Genomic DNA, 16,447 nt, shown 5'->3' with positions numbered 1-16,447 from the left:
GCGGGGCCCTGCTGTTTTTGGCCGCAACCTGCCCCCTTGAACTTGTGCCACAAACGTCCGAACTAGGGTTCCAAGGAGACACTCATGATCAATCCATCCGCCGGCCTGGTTCCCATCGTCATCGAAAGCTCGAACCGCGGTGAACGGTCGTTCGATATCTTCTCGCGCCTGCTGCGCGATCGCATCGTGTTCGTGAACGGCCAGATCGAAGACAACATGGCCTCGCTGATCGTGGCGCAGTTGCTGTTCCTGGAATCGGAAAATCCGAAGAAGGACATCTTCATGTACATCAACTCGCCGGGCGGGGTGATCACGTCCGGCATGGCGATCTACGACACGATGCAATATATCCGGCCCAAGGTGGCGACGGTGTGCGTCGGCCAGGCCGCGTCGATGGGCAGCTTCCTGCTCGCCGCCGGCGAACCGGGCATGCGCAAGGCGTTGAAGAACAGCCGCATCATGGTGCACCAGCCGTCGGGCGGCGCGCAGGGCCAGGCCACCGATATCGAAATCCAGGCGCGCGAGATTCTGCGCATCCGCGGCATCATGAACGATCTGTACGTGAAGCACACCGGCAAGGACCTGGAAACCATCGAGAAGGCCATGGAACGTGACAAGTTCATGAGCGCCGAGGAAGCGATGGCGTTCGGCCTGATCGATGAAGTGACGGAAAAGCGCCCGTTGCCCACCGAAGGCGAATCATTGGCCGCCTGAGTGACCGCGCCGATGACCATGCTGGTGACCGGTGCGTTTGTTGCGGCAAATTACGGTTAACAACCGCCGCCTGAGGCAAGCTGGCACGTAGCTGGCCTTGCGGCGGGAGCCGAATTGCCGTTAAACTGTCATGCCAGTGGCAGCGCTGGCTTTAATCCGCCGGTGGGGCCGACCGGCATAGGGAAGGACGACCATGACCAAGCTGGGCGGCAGCGACAGCAAAGGCACGCTCTACTGCAGCTTCTGCGGCAAGAGCCAGCACGAGGTCAGGAAGCTGATCGCCGGGCCGACCGTGTTCATCTGCGATGAATGCGTGGAGCTGTGCAACGACATCATCCGCGAGGAAACCAAGACGGCGCTGGTCAAGAAATCCGGCGACGTGCCGACCCCGCGCGAAATCTGCAAGGTGCTCGATGATTATGTGATCGGCCAGTTCCACGCCAAGCGCGTGCTCTCGGTCGCGGTCCACAATCACTACAAGCGCCTGAACCACGGCGGCAAGGGTGCCGAAGTGGAACTGGCCAAGTCCAATATCCTGCTCGTCGGCCCCACTGGCTGCGGCAAGACGCTGCTGGCGCAAACCCTGGCGCGCATCCTGGATGTGCCGTTCACCATGGCCGACGCCACCACCCTGACCGAAGCCGGTTATGTGGGGGAGGATGTGGAAAACATCATCCTGAAATTGCTGCAGGCCAGCGATTACAATGTCGAACGCGCCCAGCGCGGCATCGTCTATATCGACGAAATCGACAAGATCAGCCGCAAGTCCGACAATCCGTCGATCACCCGCGACGTGTCGGGCGAAGGCGTGCAGCAGGCCCTGCTGAAGATCATGGAAGGCACCACGGCGTCGGTGCCCCCACAGGGCGGCCGCAAGCATCCGCAGCAGGAATTCCTGCAGGTGGATACCACCAACATCCTGTTCATCTGCGGCGGCGCGTTCAGCGGCCTCGATCGAATTATCGGCGATCGCATGCAGGGCCGCTCCATCGGCTTTGGCGCGCATGTCGCCGCGCCCGATGAACGCCGCATCGGCGAGCTGCTGCGCAAGTGCGAACCCGAAGATCTGTTGCGATTCGGCCTGATCCCGGAATTCATTGGCCGCCTGCCAGTGATCGCCACCCTGGAAGATCTGGACGAACCGGCGCTGATCAAGATCCTCACCGAACCGAAGAACGCGCTGGTCAAGCAATATGCCCGCCTGTTCGAAATGGAAGGCGTGAAGCTGACGTTCAGCGGCGACGCCCTGTCGGCCATCGCCAAGCGTGCCATCGAACGCAAGACCGGCGCACGCGGCCTGCGCTCGATCATGGAAGGCATCTTGCTCGATACCATGTTCGATCTGCCCGGCCTGGAAGGCGTGGAAGAAGTGCAGGTGGACAAGGACGTGGTCAGTGGTTCGAAACAGCCGGTGCGCCTGATGGTGACTGATAAAGCTGCCTGAGCCGATGGACGACGCCCGGCGCCTGATCGCGGCGCTGGGCTTGTCGCCTCACCCCGAAGGCGGCTGGTATCGCGAAACCCTGCGCGTGCCCCCGGTGCCCGGCAGCGATGGGCGCGCGCTGGTCACCGCCATCCACTTCCTGCTGGAATCCGGCCAGCGTTCCCACTGGCACAAGGTCGACGCCACCGAAATCTGGTGCTGGCACGCCGGCGCGCCACTTTGGCTGGGCAGCGCCGTCAGCGACGACACCCCGCCGCTGTGGACAATCCTCGGCGGCGACATACTCGCCGGCCAATCCCCCCAGGCCACCATCCCCACCGGCCACTGGCAAGCCGCCGAAGCCCGCGACGGTTGGGCGCTGGTCAGCTGCATCGTGGCGCCAGGCTTCGATTTCGTCGGCTTCACGCTGGCCCCGCCGCGCTGGGCGCCGGGGGTGTAGTTTCAAGAAAAGCGGGCCTCCGGCGGGCAGGGGCTGAGCCCCTGCACCCACTTTTGTTTACGCGCGTGCCATTGGGCAGGTTGGTCGTCAGCCGTGCAATGGTCTGTCTGCGCCTCATTCCCGCCCTTGCCGCGCCCGATAATCGCCCAGCGTCACCCCAGCCAAAGCCGGGGTCCCGCGTCCTGCGTACGCCCACCATGCGACCGGCGGCGGGATGCGGAAAGCAAGCATTACGTCCGGGTGACGAGAACAGGGGGATGGCAGATTGCGCCCCAAATGTGGACATGAACGCCTCTCCGCGCGCTGCCGGGAAGCGACCAATGGTGCAGGGAGGGTTCGATGGCGAGAATTGGGCGGTTTGCTGAATGTCCGGTTCAAGCACCAGTCGTTGGAAAGCAGACTTTCGTGGTTCGGCTGGCTTCATTTAACCAAGCAAGGAGAGGTTTGCGAGATCAGCTTCGACCCATTGACGCATGTGCTCACAATGGTGCGCAGGCGGCGGGCATCCCGCCGATGGTCAAGTTCATGACGATCACCGGCAATATGACGGTGGAGGGCAGCCGCACCGCAACCGGCAATCCTCGCCCGATCCATGCGGCCGCGACAGCGATGAAAGCCGGGTTCGTCGTCTCGCCGATCATCCGCGGCTATACGCTACAGTGCGCCGCGACTTCGCTGCGGCTGTTCAGCCGCCTATCGAGAACCCCGAAGGCAGCCTCCGCCTTGCTGAACAAGCGGCCGCTTTCGGGAAGCGGCTGCGTGCATCTGGGCGTCCACTCAGGAGTCTCCGCCGTCGCAGGCCGGGCAATTGCGAGACCGTGGTTGTCATCTCTACCCGGGCGCATTGGACTGACAGCACGCCGCGACTGCCTAGCGCGCTCGTGCCGTGGTGGGATCCGGCGCGAAGATCTGCGGGTAGAGATTGCGCATCGCGGCTTCGTCGAACTCGCCCTTGAAGGGATGCCGGGTCTCGATCGCTCGCGCCCGCGCGGCCGCCGGCCGGGCGTCGATCTCCGCCATCAGCCGGGCGATGTGCGGATACGCGGCCATTGCCGCTTCGTTGCCGAGCATGAAGGGAATCCGTGGCGCCCATCCCCAGACCGCCATGTCGACAATCGAATAGGTGCCGCCGACCATGTAGCCGGTCCCCGCCAGCCGATCGTCTACAATCTGCCAGTGGCGCCGTGCTTCGAAATCATAGCGCTTGATCGGGTAGGCCAGCCGCTCTGGCGCGAACAGGCGGAAATGCACGCATTGCCCGGAATAGGGGCCGACGCCCGTCGCCACAAACATCAGCCAAGACAGCAGCTCGGCGCGCGCAGCCGACCCGGCGTCCGGCCTGGGCAGGAACTTGCCGGTTTTTTCCGCAAGGTAGAGAAGGATGGCGTTGCTGTCGAAGAGTACGGCGTCGCCGTCGATAAGTGCCGGGACCTTGCCGTTGGGATTTATCGCCCGGAAGGTCGGCGTGTGCTGATCGCCAAGCTTGGTGTCGATCGGGATCGCTTCGTACTCGAGGTCTGCTTCCTCCAGAAAAAGCGCCACTTTCATCGGGTTAGGTGCCATATTGTAAAAGAATCTCATCACATCGGGCTCCGTTCTGCGGCGCGGGCGGAAATCGCCCCGATGCAAGCAGCTGTGCGATTTATTGCGGTCAATGAAAAGGGCGGCGGAAGCTGACCCCTAGCACTAGTTTGGCAGAAGCGACTCCTGGGAATCCTAAAATGCGCTTCTGCCAAACTAGTGCTAGGCCAAAGTAGCCAGTTTGCTCTGGTTCGAACGTCCGCTTTCGGGATCGCCGCGCTCCGGCGCGAATGGCCGGAAGCAGGGCGCATAGCCGCCGGGCAGCACTGCGCGTTTGAACGTCTTCTTCGCCGGATCATCGTCCCCGCAGCCGCCGATGCGTTTCCAGGCATGACCATTTTGCCTGCGGTCCCGCCGCGCCAGGCGGGTGCCGGCCTGTCCTACAGGGGCAAAGCCTGTCATCATGCTGTTGTTCGCCGGTCTGGTGCGGCGCGGATGCGGGAAGTTGAAACAGCCAATGAAAACAAGCCGGATTCCCGCCGGAATCGTCAATCCTGTCAAAACTGCCGCCCCCCGCGGCGCGTTGGGAGGATTGTCAGGCCACCACGTCCCGGCAGTGCGGGCATTTGCGGCGGGGGAGGATGGAGAGGCCCTTTTGCATCAGCACCTTGGTGCAGGCGGGGCAGCGCAGGCTGAACAGCACGGCGAGACCGACCAGCAGGAACAGCGGCGGCAGCACGACGGCGAGGACGCGCAAGGGGCCGGGCCAGGGCATCAGCCACAGGGCGAGGGGCGCCACCAGGATGAAGATGAACACACGCGCTTGCAGCGCGAACAGGCCGGGCAGGGGCAGTTCGACATTTGGTGTCCTGCCCGGCGATCGCGAACCCGCGCGTGGCATCAGTAGCGCCAGCTTTTCGTGTCGGCGCCGGCCGGCGCGCTGGCTTCGATGCGCTTCAGCATCTTGTCGACATACATGGTGTGATAGCGCAGGCGGCTGATCTTGTTGGGCTGGGTGGGATCACCGTTCCAGCAATGTTCGGCGCGGTCGCCATAGGTGATTTCGCCGGTGAACTTGGGTTCGGCGGTGCGCAGGAAATCTTCGGCCAGATAGACAGCGTTGTTCAGATAATAATTGTCCATGTCACCGACGTAGAGGTTGATCTTGTCCTTCACCTTGGGGCCCAGCGTCTTCCAGTCGCGCTGCAAGATGTGGACCAGATCGAAATTCTCGCGCCAATAGGCGGCGACCTTGGGGTCGATCACGCCAGTGCGCTTGTCGAAGATGCGCTGCGGATAGCCGTCCGGCCCTTGCGGCGAATAGACGGCTTCCCAGATGTCCCATTGCGCGCCGGAGCGGGTCTTGTTGCCCAGCACCAGTTCGAGGCGCTGTTCCTGTTCCATCGTGTAATCGACATGGCCCAGATAATTGCGATGCGCCGGGCGCGGCACCTTGCCGAACGGGCCTTCCTTGAAAAAGGCGTTCTTGTCTTCATACATATTGATCGTGGTAAACTGGCGGAAATCAATGGGATCGGGGCAGGCGGCAAAGGCGCCGTTGAAATCATCGGGGTAGAACATCTGCACCGCCAGTGCCTCCCAGCCGCCAGTGGAGCCGCCGTAGGTGAAACGCGCCCAGCCTTCGCCGAGCCCGCGGAACTGTTTTTCCAGGGCCGGCACGAATTCCTTCATGATCGCATCGCCATAGGGGCCGATATTGGCGGAATTCACGGCATAGCTGTCGTCATAATAGGGATTGCTGTGGTCGATCTCGACGATCAGCATCCGCGGGAAATCCGGCGAGGTCCATTTCTTGTAGAAATCATAGGCCTCCTGTTCCTCGATGCGATTGTAGCAGGGTTCGGAGAAGCGCGCGGCGGGCACGCATTTGGCGTTCGGATCGGGCGGCGTGGTGCGGAAACCGCCGAATGTCGCCGGGAAATGGCCGTGGTTGATCACCAGCGGGTACCGGGCTTCGGGATGCTTGTCGAAATCGAGTGGCACCAGGATGTGGCCGCGGATGAACACATCCGTGCCCCAGAATTTCGACAGGCGTTCGGACTTGATCTTGAAATGGCGGATGAACGCGTCGTCCTTCGGCTCTTCGATCGGCGGCAGCACCTTGGTCAGCGGGATGGTGACAATGTCCTTAGACGCCGGATCGAAACGGACTTTCATCGGTTCCGAAATGATGTTGCCCGGTTCCAGCCGCCAATTCTGCCCGGCGCCGCGTGCCGCCGGCAGCTTGACGGTGTGGCCGGTGCTGAGCTTGAACGTCTGATATTTGTGCAGCACCGCCTGCACCATATAGTCGCCGGCCGGCACCTGGCCGAGCGATTCAGCCGGGTAGCCGAGCACGTCGCCGCCGATCGTTGCGGTACCGCCGGGTTTGATGCCATTTACGTCGATGCCCAGCACCTGCGGCGCATCGGCGCCCATCTTGACCTGGAAGCGCGGTTCCGAACTGGCATCGGGGGTGATCACCAGGATCACGCGGCCATCGGTGCTGGCATCGACGCCGGCGGCTGGCATGGTGATGCGAAAATCGGTCGCCTGTGCCGAACTGGCCAGCAATGCCGCCATCGCTGTCAGTTGAAATTTGCCCCGCATGTCACTCTCCCCAATGCAATCAGCAACATAAAGCACAGCGGGCAGGCCGCTTCAACCATGGGCTGCGGAAACCAAAGTGAAGGGCTTTCGCAGCAATGGTGACCGATCCGCAAAGTCAGTTAATGAAATACACGCCCCCTTCGCGAATAGGGTGCAATAGCTTATGGAGCGGACGTATAGTATCGTTGAGGTGCTTAAGGATGTTGCAACAATTGCTTGCCGCAGATGGCACGCTGGTGGTGTTCTCGTTGTTGTTGGGCGGGTTGATTGGCATGTTGGCAGAGCGCGTTCGCACCGAACGCACCTCCAGACCGCTTCGCCGCGACGATTGACTGGTTATTTCGTCCTGAGCGGGCGATCATCACTGGCCGCCAGCCAGATCGCCGCCGTCCACGCCGCCACATTCTGATCGAGCTGGGCGCGGTCCACCTTGTCGAGCGTGTCGTCGGGCGTGTGGTGCAGATCGAAATAGCGGGTGCCATCCTGCCCGAGTTCGAGCACGCCAGCCCCCAGCGCCGCCAATGGCCCCACATCCGGCCCACCGCCACTGGCGTTGCCCGGTTGCGGCTGCACCCCCAGCGGGGCCAGCACGGCGGCGATTTCGGCCATCAACGGCAGGCCGGCCGCGGCGACGCGCGATTCCACCCGCCACACGCGATCGGCGCCGAAATCGCTTTCGCCAGCCAGCACGATATTCTCTGTCTTGTGCGCCTCGGCATAGGCGCGGGCGCCGACCAGGCCGATTTCCTCCGAACCCCACAGCACAACGCGGATGGTGCGGCGCGGCGGCTGGCCGCTGGCCTTGATCGTGGCAGCGGCAGCCAAGGTGATGGCCACACCGGCGCCATCGTCGAACACGCCCTGGCCGATATCCCAGCTGTCGAGGTGCCCGCCCATCACGACGATTTCACCCGGCACGCTGCCGGGGATTTCGCCGGAGACATTGGCGGATTGGCCGGGCTGGCTAGTGGGGGTGGAGACAAGATTCACTTCAACGGGTCCGCGCTTGCAAAGGCGGCCGATCAGTTCGGCATCGGGCAGGGCCAGGGCAACTGCCGCGATTGGCGTGGTGCCGGCCGGAAACACGGTGCCGCCGGTGTGCGGGTTGCGGTGGAAATCGGTGCCCAGGCTGCGGATCATCACGGCGGCGGCGCCTTTCTGCGCGGCGATGGCCGGGCCGGAACGGCGCACCCCGCCATTGACGCCATAGCTGCTGCCATCCTGCGTCACGGTCATCCGGTGATCGATGAAGACGATGCGGCCCTTCACCGCCGTGTCCGGTGCGGCGCGCAGCGCGCCCAGCGTGTCGAAACAGGCGACGGGCGCGGTGATGCCGGCGGCCGGCGTCGCGCCGCTGTTGCCGAGCGCGGTGATCACGAGTGGGTGGTTGGTGCCGATCACCCGCGCGCTTTCGGTGCCGCGCTGCCACAGGGTGATCGGGAAAGCTTCCTCGCGGATATTGACCAGGCCCAATTTCTGCATCGCCGCCTTGGCCCAGACCCGCCCGCGCGCTTCGGCTTCGGTGCCGGCCATGCGCGGCCCGACACTGTCGGTCAGGTCAACCAGCAACGGCCAGGCCGGATTGCTGGCCAGGGCCGTGTCGCGCAGCTTGGCGGCGGTGGCCATGCGGTCGGCTGGTTGGGCCAACGCGGGCGCGGCCAGCAAGATGGTGGCGGCGATGAATGTCTTCATGGTCATGGCGTGATCTCCCCTGTGCCTGGCGTGTCGCATTGCCGAGGGCTGCCGCACAAGTCCCGTTGTGCTTGCCGGCGGCCGGAGCGGCGGGCAGGGTGGTGCGATGTTCCGTCTGGTTGTTCTTTTGCTGTTTGCGTCCCCCGCCTTCGCCGCGCCCAGCCTTTGCGGTCATTTGCCGGAGGCGGGATCGATTGCGGCCGCCGCACCGACCGAGACAGCGCCGCCCAAACCGCGCCCGGATCGCAGCCTGATCTGCCCGCCGGGGTGGCAGCTCGATGTGTCGGCGCGGGTACCGGCCTGCACCAAGCCTGGCGTGCGCGCCGTGGCCGGCAATCCGCGCGCTGCCTGCCGGGCCAGCCTGCCTCTGGGGCCGGTGGCCGCGGTGCCGCCGCAGTGGCGCCCCACCCGCACCTGCCCCGGCGGCCCGATCAGTGCGGTGGTGCGGTTGGAAGGGGTGAATGTGGGCCTGGCCGAGGTAGCGGTGACCAATGCCGCGCCCGGGGTGACGGTGGCCAGCCTGGATGAAGATACCGCTGGCCTGCCCGACGCCGAGCGGCCATCCGCCAGCGATTGTTTTGCGCATCACTGCCGGCTGGTGCGGATCGGCGTGGCGTTCGATGCGCCGGATGAGATCAAGCTGGACCTGCGGGTGGCCGACGGAGCGACCGCCGACCTGCGCATCCCGGTGATCACACACTGCCCGGACCCGCTGGCATCACGATAGCCAACGCGCGGGTGTTTGCGCGGGCGCACGCCATCGGCTAAAGGCAGCCCGATCGATTTTCCCACCATTTTGCGACCGGAGCCTGCACCGTGGCCTATCAATATGCGTTCGTGATGAAGGGTCTGTCCAAGACCTATCCCGGCGCCAACAAGCCCTGTTTCAAGGACATCACCCTGTCCTTCCTGCCGGGCGCCAAGATCGCCATCATCGGGCCGAACGGCGCCGGCAAATCGACGCTGATGAAAGTCATCGCCGGCATCGACAAGGACTATCAGGGCGAGGCCTGGGCCGCCGAAGGCGTGCGCGTCGGCTATCTGCCGCAAGAACCACATCTTGACCCGACCAAGACGGTGAAGGGCAATGTTATGGACGGCGTGCGGCCGGTGGCGGACCTGGTGGATCGCTTCAACGCGATCAGCGCCGAGATGGCCGAGCCGACCGACGACACCGATTTCGACAAGCTGCTCGAGGAAATGGGCACGTTGCAGGAAAAGATCGACGCGGTGGATGGCTGGACGCTCGACAACCAGCTCGAAATTGCCATGGACGCGCTGCGCTGCCCGCCAGGTGATGGCGGCGTGGAGAAACTTTCCGGCGGCGAAAAGCGCCGCGTGGCGCTGTGCAAGCTGCTGCTGGAAAAGCCGGAAATCCTGCTGCTCGATGAGCCGACCAACCACCTCGATGCCGAAAGCGTGTCGTGGCTGGAAAACCATCTGAAAGAATATAAGGGCATGGTGATCCTGGTCACCCACGATCGTTACTTCCTCGATAATGTGGTGAAATGGGTACTCGAACTGGATCGCGGCCGCGCCATCCCGTTCGAAGGCAATTATTCGGATTGGCTGGAAGCCAAGCAGAAGCGGCTGAGCCAGGAAGACCGCGAAGACGCCAGCCGCGAGAAGGCCATCAAGCAGGAGCTGGAGTGGATCCGCGCCAGCCCGAAGGCCCGCCAGACCAAGAGCAAGGCGCGCATCAAGGCGTTCGATGAACTGGTGGAAAAGCAGGCCAACCGCCGCCTCGGCGAGGCGCAGATCCTCATCCAGATTCCGGAACGCCTGGGCAACAAGGTGATCGAGGCGACCAATCTCACCAAGAGCTATGGCGATAAACTGCTGTTCGAAAATCTGTCTTTCAGCCTGCCGCCCGGCGGCATTGTCGGCATCATCGGCCCCAACGGCGCCGGCAAGACGACGCTGTTCCGCATGATTACCGGACAGGAAACCCCCGACAGCGGCGACATCGTCGTCGGTGAGACGGTGAAAATGGCCTATGTCGACCAGAGCCGCGACGCGCTGGCCGGCGACAAGAATGTCTGGGAAGAGATTTCCGGCGGCAACGACAAATTCTATTTCGGCAAGAACGAAGTGCTGACCCGCGCGTACGTGGGCGCGTTCAACTTCAAGGGGCCGGACCAGCAGAAGAAGGTCGGCCTGTTGTCAGGCGGGGAACGCAACCGCGTGCACATGGCCAAGATGCTGGTGAAGGGCGGCAATGTGCTGCTGCTCGATGAACCGACCAACGATCTGGATGTCGAAACGCTGCGTGCGCTGGAAGAAGCGCTGGAAAGCTTTGCCGGCTGCGCGGTGGTGATCAGCCACGATCGCTTCTTCCTGGATCGCCTGGCGACGCATATTCTTGCATTTGAAGGCGACAGCCATGTCGAATGGTTCGAAGGCAATTTCCAAGCCTATGAGGAAGACAAGCGCCGTCGCCTGGGCGATGCCGCAGACCGGCCGCACGCGCTGACGTACAAGAAATTGACGCGCTGAACCAACTTTGCTGTCACCCCGGCGAACGCCGGGGCTCATCGCCCGCGCATCGGAGCCAACGCACTCACGGCGCCACCCACATCCCCCTCCAGCCATCCGCGCGCCGAAACACCGCGCGCCGATGGCCGCTGTTGGCCAGGTGCAGCCAATCGATCGCCGTCACCTGCACCCACAGCACGGCGAAATTCGGCCGCGCCGGGGCGATCTGGTCGATGGTGGGCTGCTGGCCTTCGATCCATTCCGGCAGGCCCGATGCCGGGCCGGGCAGCGGGGTGCCCGGGGCTTGTTCAGCCATATAGCAGCGGCGGGCGAAGGTGGTTGACTGGTTCCAGATGCCGTCCACCTCTGCATCGTCACGGCCGATGCGGGCAGTGCCGGCGATGCGCAACTGGATATTCTCTCCGGCGTGATAGGCCAGCACGCTCACCGGCCGGCCATCGAGTTCGGCGACCTTGGGGCTGCGCGCGTCGGTATGGAAGCGCAGCGTGGCGGTGGCGGCATCGGCCTTGCGCAGCACCATCACGCGGGCTTGTGGCAGGCCATCGGCGTCGACACTGGCCACGGCCGGTGTGTGCAGCGGGCTGCGGCGGTCCGCTCCGCCGCGCACCAGCAGGCGCCAGGCATCGGCCAATATGGTGGGCAGGTCTTCGCTCATTTCAGTTCCACGATGGCTTCCACCTCCACCGGGATACCGCGCGGCAGGCTGCCGGCACCCGCAGCCGTGCGCGGTGCCTTGCCGGCCTCGCCAAAGGCCGTCACCATCACTTCGGAAAAGCCGTTCATCACCGCCGGGTGATCGGTGAAATCGGGCGTGGCGTTCACCAGCCCCATCACCCGCACCACGCGCTTGACGCGGCTCAGTTCGCCCAGCTCGGCCTTCAACGTGGCCAGCATGCACAGCGCGACGCTGGCGGCGTTGGCCTTGCCAGCGGCGACATCCATGGTGGCGCCCAGCTTGCCGGTGGCCTTTATCGGGCATTCGGTGTGGCCGGCCAGGAACATCAGCTTGCCCACCCGCGCCGCCGGCACATACAGGCCGATGGGCGCGTTGGCCGGCGGCAGGGTCAGCCCGGCGGCTGCCAATCTTGCCTCGGGCCTTTGTTCCGGCGTGTCGGCGGCGGCCGGGGTCGCGGCCAGCACGGCCAGAAGGATGAGGGGGATGCGCATGGCGGCTCCTTGCTGCGGTCGATATCCCGGCCTAGCATCCCCGCAACAACACACCAAGGGGAGGGCGGGGCGCTGCGCCCGCGCGAATTGCCATGACGATTGCACCATCCGTTCACGTGGCGGGCCATGCCCATGATGGCCGCGAAAGCGCTGCCGAAACCGACCCTTTGGCCATGGGCTGGATGCAGGGCCATCCGGTGCCGGCCGAAAGCCAGGTGCGCTGGGACGATGGCTCGATGTGGCGTTTCCCGCAGTTGCGCTGGGGCTGGTCGCAGATGCGCGAACTGGTGCCGACGGCGAACATCGCGCGCGGGGACACGCTGACCCCCTTGCCGCAGGCACTGCGCGATGATCTGGATGCCGTGCCGCTGACGACACTGGACGGCACGGCGATGACCTGGCGCGACAGCCTGGCCGCGACCTACACCGATGCGATCCTGGTGATGAAGGACGGGGTGGTGGTGTATGAACGCTGGTTCGGCGTCACCAGGCCGAGCACGCAGCATATCTTGTTTTCGGTGACCAAGAGCTTTGTCGGCACCCTGACCGAAACCCTGATCGACGAGGGCAGATTAAGTCCCGATGAGAAGGCGGTGCTCTATGTACCTGAACTGCAAGGATCGGGTTTAGGCGACGCGACGATCCGCCAGATCCTCGACATGCGCACCGGGCTGGCGTTCAGCGAGGATTATGTCGCCGGCCAGACCGGCCTGACCGACATTCAGCGCATGAGCATAGCCGGTGCCTGGGGCCCGCGGCCGGTGGACTATGACGGGCCGGATGGTCATCATGATTTCACCGCCAGCCTGGGCGCCAACGCAGCGCACGGCGGCGATTTCGTGTATCGCACTCCCAACACCAACGCCTTGCAATGGATCATCGAACGGGTGACCGGGCAGGGCCTGGCCGCGCAGATCCACACCCGCTACTGGTCGCAGCTGGGCATGGAGCAGGATGCCGCCATCGGCGTCGATCGCCTGGGCACGGCCTTTGGCGGCGGCGGCTTGATGGCCAGTTTGCGTGACATCGCCCGTTTTGGCGAGATGATGCGGCTGGGCGGCGTGTGGCCAAATGGCAATGGCTTCAAGACCATCGTGCCGCAGGCCGCGGTGGAACGCATCTTTGCCGGCGGCGATCCAGCGGCGTTCGCGGCGACGCAATATCCCGGCAATCTGGATGGCAATTATGGCAGCCAATGGTGGCACCGCGCCGGCGGCCAGACGATGGCGCTCGGCATCCATGGCCAGGCAATTTACATCGACCGCGCGGCCGGCGTGGTGATCGCCCGGCTGGGCAGCCATCCGGTGGCGACCAACCGCGGCAACATGGCGGTAACGGTCCCGGCCTTCGATGCGATCGTGGCAGCGCTCTGATTGGCGCTGTTCACGATCTGCACGGCGCCCGGCTCCAATATGGTCATCGCGCGGGAATGGCGATCCACGCTGGCATTGCCATGCAGGGAGCGATACCGGCCTTGCCCGGCCGCATAGGCATCATCGAGAAAGCTGCGATGAACTTTCACTATATGGCTGCAAGTTTCTGTTATAGAACAATCTTGGCATAATAGGGCCGCAATGTTCAGTCCGGCGCGCCTCGCCATTGCCCCACCCAACCAATCTGCATCATCATATCATGCTTGCGGCGGTGTGAATGGGCTTCAGCCAGGCCGCCACCGTCGCCAGATCAGGCGCCACCGCCAGCACCCGCGCCCGCATCTCGGGCGTGGCCGGCAGCAGATCGGGCACCATGATCACCGGCACGCCGGCAGCATGGGCGGCGATCACGCCATTGTGGCTGTCTTCCAGCGCCAGGCAGGCTTGCGGATCAAGGTTCAGCCGCGTCGCGGCAGCCCGATAAGGCTCTGGGTGCGGCTTGCCATTGGCGACATCATCGCCGCCGACGATGGTGACGAAATGATCGAGCAGGCCGGCATGATCGAGATGGCTGCGCGCCTGCGACCGCGCCGTGGAGGTGACCAGCGCGCAGGGCGTTCCGGCAGCCCGCATTTGCGCCAGAAGCTGGTGCGCACCGGGTTTCACGGGCCGGCGAAGCCCCCATTGCGCCGCAATCCGTTCCCCGACCGCGGCGCGCACCGCATCATAATCCAGCCCGGCAAAGCGTGCCCGCATCCACACGCCACTGTCGGCTTCGGTGCGGCCGATCAGAGCGGCATAGTCGCCCTGTGTCATCGCAAAGCCCATGTCGGCCATCACCGCCATCATCACGTCGCGGATCAGCCGTTCCGTATCAAGCAACAGGCCGTCCATGTCGAACAGGATCGCGGCGGGGCGGGTGGTGAGCATGGCCGCCCCATGCGGGCAGGCAGAGCGCGACGCAAGCCCGGCGCTGCGCCTGGAATCAGCGGATGCGATCTGACAGCCGGACGATATCGTTTTCCATAGTGGCCGCGTCGCGGAAATGGCCAGAGCCGGTGTCAAAGCCGCCAGCCCCATGTCGCGCCCGCATGGCGGCCTGTTTACAGAAACCTTTCTGATCAGCGTCATGTTCGAAGCTGGTGCGCATCGCGGCCATATCGGTATCAAGGGCGAGGCGCCAATTCTCATCATGGGTCGCGCGATATTGCGCTGTCATTTCCTGGCCGACGCCTCGCAAACCATCGGCATAATCGCGCAGCACCATCTGGCGATAGCGGGCAACTATCTTCTTGTTCGAACCCGTACAGCGTGACTCTGCCACCGCGAGGCGGATCAGCAGCACGGCAGAAGAATGCAGCGTTGGTGGCGCGGCCGGCTGCGCTGACGCAGGCGCAACAAGAGCCGCCAATGCCCATCCAAAGCCGATCATGATCACCGTCTCCCGTGTCAGCCAGGTCCGCTCACGCCGGCTGTGCAGCCCGGGCTGCCGCGATGCGGGCGCGCCAGTCGGCCGGGCCGGTCTGGTGGACGCTGCTGCCTTCAGAGTCCACGGCAACAGTCACCGGCATATCCTTGACCTCGAACTCATAAATGGCTTCCATCCCCAGATCCTCAAAGGCCACGACATTGGCCCCCTTGATGGCCTTTGACACCAGATAGGCGGCCCCGCCCACCGCCATCAGATAGGCAGCCTTGTGGCGCTTGATCGCTTCGATGCCGGCAGGACCTCTTTCAGCTTTTCCGATCATCGCGATCAGGCCAGTTTGCGCCAGCATGGCTTCGGTGAACTTGTCCATGCGGGTCGCCGTGGTCGGGCCGGCCGGGCCGACGACTTCGCCCGCCACCGGATCGACCGGGCCGACATAATAGATCACGCGATTGGTGAAATCGACCGGCAGCGGCTCGCCGCGGCCCAGCATGTCGGTCATCCGTTTGTGCGCTGCGTCGCGGCCGGTGAGCATCTTGCCATTCAGCAGCAAGCGGTCGCCGGGCTGCCAGCTTGCGACCTCAGCCGGGGTCAGCGTGTCGAGATTGACCGGCTTGGCCGCCTTGTCGGGCGTCCAGTTGACCTGCGGCCAATCGGCGAGATCGGGCTGCTTGAGGTATGCCGGGCCATTGCCGGTCAGCACGAAATGGGCGTGGCGGGTGGCGGCGCAATTGGGGATCATCGCGATGGGTTTTGATGCCGCATGGGTCGGCGTGTCGAGGATCTTCACATCCAGCACCGTCGACAGCCCGCCCAGCCCTTGCGCGCCGATGCCGAGATCGTTCACGGCATCGTGCAATTCGATGCGCAATTCCTCGATCGGCGAACGGGGCCCACGGGCTTTCAGCTCGGCCATGTCGATCGGGTCCATCAGCGATTTCTTGGCGAGCAGCATCGCCTTTTCCGCCGAGCCGCCGATGCCGATGCCCAGCATGCCGGGCGGGCACCAGCCAGCGCCCATCAACGGGACGGTGTTCACCACCCAGTCGCGGATGCTGTCGCTGGGGTTCAGCATGGCGAACTTGGCCTTGTTCTCGCTGCCGCCGCCCTTGGCCGAGACGATGATGTCCAGCGTGTCGCCAGGCACCAGTTCCACGTGGACGACGGCCGGCGTGTTGTCGCGGGTGTTCACCCGGGTGAAGGCCGGGTCGGCAACGATGGAGGCACGCAGCTTGTTTTCCGGGTGGAGATAGGCGCGGCGCACGCCTTCGTTGATCATTTCCTCAAGGCTTTTCGTGGCTTCCCAGCGGATGTTCATGCCAACTTTCACGAACACCACCACGATGCCGGTATCCTGGCAGATCGGGCGATGGCCTTCGGCGCACATGCGGCTGTTGGTCAGGATCTGGGCGATGGCATCGCGCGCGGCGGGCGACTCCTCCAGTTCATAGGCGCGGCCCAGCGCGTGGATATAGTCCATCGGGTGGAAGTAGCTGATATATTGCAAGGCATCGGCGACGGACTCGATGACGTCGGCTTCGCGGATCACGGTCATGGCATTG

The 16,447-nt window shown here is 64.2% G+C and carries 18 protein-coding genes; 7 read left to right on the top strand and 11 right to left on the bottom strand.

Annotation, left to right across the window (positions count from 1 at the left end; translation table 11 throughout):
• The first annotated feature begins 84 nt into the window (after positions 1 to 84).
• The 3 genes from clpP to ACTIEZ_RS08670 all read left to right on the top strand — a co-directional run bounded on the left by clpP (position 85) and on the right by ACTIEZ_RS08670 (position 2,597).
• Positions 85 to 714 carry an ATP-dependent Clp endopeptidase proteolytic subunit ClpP gene (gene clpP / locus ACTIEZ_RS08680; protein ID WP_439546269.1) on the top strand — a complete coding sequence of 210 codons (630 nt, stop codon included), beginning with the start codon at positions 85 to 87 and terminating at the stop codon, positions 712 to 714.
• Positions 715 to 907: 193 nt separating this feature from the next.
• Complete coding sequence (gene clpX / locus ACTIEZ_RS08675; protein ID WP_439546268.1) at positions 908 to 2,158, top strand: ATP-dependent Clp protease ATP-binding subunit ClpX; 1,251 nt, start codon at positions 908 to 910, stop codon at positions 2,156 to 2,158.
• 4 nt (positions 2,159 to 2,162) lie between these two features.
• Positions 2,163 to 2,597, top strand: a complete 435-nt coding sequence (locus ACTIEZ_RS08670) for a cupin domain-containing protein (protein ID WP_439546267.1) — start codon at positions 2,163 to 2,165, stop codon at positions 2,595 to 2,597.
• A 479-nt stretch (positions 2,598 to 3,076) separates the two neighbouring features.
• Here the strand turns inward: ACTIEZ_RS08670 and ACTIEZ_RS08665 are convergent, their stop codons facing one another.
• The 5 genes from ACTIEZ_RS08665 to ACTIEZ_RS08645 form a co-directional block, all read right to left on the bottom strand.
• On the bottom strand, positions 3,077 to 3,238 hold the full coding sequence (locus ACTIEZ_RS08665; RefSeq protein ID WP_439546266.1) for a hypothetical protein: 162 nt from the start codon (positions 3,236 to 3,238) through the stop codon (positions 3,077 to 3,079).
• A gap of 229 nt (positions 3,239 to 3,467) precedes the next feature.
• Entirely contained in the window at positions 3,468 to 4,160 is a 693-nt protein-coding gene (locus tag ACTIEZ_RS08660) for a glutathione S-transferase family protein (RefSeq protein WP_439546297.1), read from the bottom strand.
• Positions 4,161 to 4,340: 180 nt separating this feature from the next.
• The gene (locus ACTIEZ_RS08655) at positions 4,341 to 4,583 is read right to left on the bottom strand and encodes a hypothetical protein (protein ID WP_439546265.1); all 243 of its coding nucleotides are present in this window, start codon (positions 4,581 to 4,583) and stop codon (positions 4,341 to 4,343) included.
• A 130-nt stretch (positions 4,584 to 4,713) separates the two neighbouring features.
• Complete coding sequence (locus tag ACTIEZ_RS08650) at positions 4,714 to 5,019, bottom strand: hypothetical protein (RefSeq protein WP_439546264.1); 306 nt, start codon at positions 5,017 to 5,019, stop codon at positions 4,714 to 4,716.
• Positions 5,019 to 6,728: a hypothetical protein gene (locus ACTIEZ_RS08645; RefSeq protein ID WP_439546263.1), complete on the bottom strand. Its 1,710-nt coding sequence runs from the start codon at positions 6,726 to 6,728 to the stop codon at positions 5,019 to 5,021. Before ACTIEZ_RS08645 ends, ACTIEZ_RS08650 begins: the two co-directional genes overlap by 1 nt.
• Positions 6,729 to 6,928: 200 nt before the next feature.
• On the opposite strand from ACTIEZ_RS08645, the gene ACTIEZ_RS08640 reads away from it, so the two are divergent.
• A complete protein-coding gene (locus ACTIEZ_RS08640) occupies positions 6,929 to 7,060 on the top strand; it encodes a hypothetical protein (protein WP_439546262.1) in 132 nt (43 codons plus the stop codon).
• 4 nt (positions 7,061 to 7,064) lie between these two features.
• On the opposite strand, the gene ACTIEZ_RS08635 is transcribed toward ACTIEZ_RS08640, so the two are convergent.
• A complete protein-coding gene (locus ACTIEZ_RS08635; protein WP_439546261.1) occupies positions 7,065 to 8,426 on the bottom strand; it encodes a M20/M25/M40 family metallo-hydrolase in 1,362 nt (453 codons plus the stop codon).
• 100 nt (positions 8,427 to 8,526) lie between these two features.
• On the opposite strand from ACTIEZ_RS08635, the gene ACTIEZ_RS08630 reads away from it, so the two are divergent.
• Together ACTIEZ_RS08630 and ettA are read left to right on the top strand one after the other, a co-directional pair.
• Positions 8,527 to 9,147: a hypothetical protein gene (locus ACTIEZ_RS08630; RefSeq protein ID WP_439546260.1), complete on the top strand. Its 621-nt coding sequence runs from the start codon at positions 8,527 to 8,529 to the stop codon at positions 9,145 to 9,147.
• Positions 9,148 to 9,236: 89 nt separating this feature from the next.
• Positions 9,237 to 10,916 carry an energy-dependent translational throttle protein EttA gene (gene ettA, locus ACTIEZ_RS08625; protein WP_439546259.1) on the top strand — a complete coding sequence of 560 codons (1,680 nt, stop codon included), beginning with the start codon at positions 9,237 to 9,239 and terminating at the stop codon, positions 10,914 to 10,916.
• 64 nt (positions 10,917 to 10,980) lie between these two features.
• On the opposite strand, the gene ACTIEZ_RS08620 is transcribed toward ettA, so the two are convergent.
• Entirely contained in the window at positions 10,981 to 11,571 is a 591-nt protein-coding gene (locus ACTIEZ_RS08620) for a pyridoxamine 5'-phosphate oxidase family protein (protein ID WP_439546258.1), read from the bottom strand.
• Complete coding sequence (locus ACTIEZ_RS08615) at positions 11,568 to 12,083, bottom strand: RidA family protein (RefSeq protein WP_439546257.1); 516 nt, start codon at positions 12,081 to 12,083, stop codon at positions 11,568 to 11,570. The genes ACTIEZ_RS08620 and ACTIEZ_RS08615 overlap by 4 nt, the downstream gene beginning before the upstream one ends.
• 92 nt (positions 12,084 to 12,175) lie before the next feature.
• Between ACTIEZ_RS08615 and ACTIEZ_RS08610 the strand changes: the two genes are divergently transcribed.
• Positions 12,176 to 13,456, top strand: coding sequence for a serine hydrolase domain-containing protein (locus ACTIEZ_RS08610; RefSeq protein ID WP_439546256.1), 1,281 nt, complete (start codon positions 12,176 to 12,178; stop codon positions 13,454 to 13,456).
• A 252-nt stretch (positions 13,457 to 13,708) separates the two neighbouring features.
• Here ACTIEZ_RS08610 and ACTIEZ_RS08605 read toward each other — a convergent pair whose 3' ends face one another.
• From ACTIEZ_RS08605 to ACTIEZ_RS08595, 3 genes are read right to left on the bottom strand one after another with little or no spacing between them, the layout of a single operon-like run.
• Positions 13,709 to 14,386, bottom strand: a complete 678-nt coding sequence (locus ACTIEZ_RS08605; protein ID WP_439546255.1) for an HAD family hydrolase — start codon at positions 14,384 to 14,386, stop codon at positions 13,709 to 13,711.
• 55 nt (positions 14,387 to 14,441) lie between these two features.
• The gene (locus ACTIEZ_RS08600; protein ID WP_439546254.1) at positions 14,442 to 14,888 is read right to left on the bottom strand and encodes a hypothetical protein; all 447 of its coding nucleotides are present in this window, start codon (positions 14,886 to 14,888) and stop codon (positions 14,442 to 14,444) included.
• 31 nt (positions 14,889 to 14,919) lie between these two features.
• The gene (locus tag ACTIEZ_RS08595; protein WP_439546253.1) at positions 14,920 to 16,440 is read right to left on the bottom strand and encodes a fumarate hydratase; all 1,521 of its coding nucleotides are present in this window, start codon (positions 16,438 to 16,440) and stop codon (positions 14,920 to 14,922) included.
• Positions 16,441 to 16,447: the final 7 nt, after the last annotated feature.

This window comes from Sandarakinorhabdus sp., assembly GCF_051860625.1.
Lineage (GTDB): Bacteria > Pseudomonadota > Alphaproteobacteria > Sphingomonadales > Sphingomonadaceae > Sandarakinorhabdus.
This window is presented reverse-complemented; position numbering and strand designations above follow the sequence as displayed.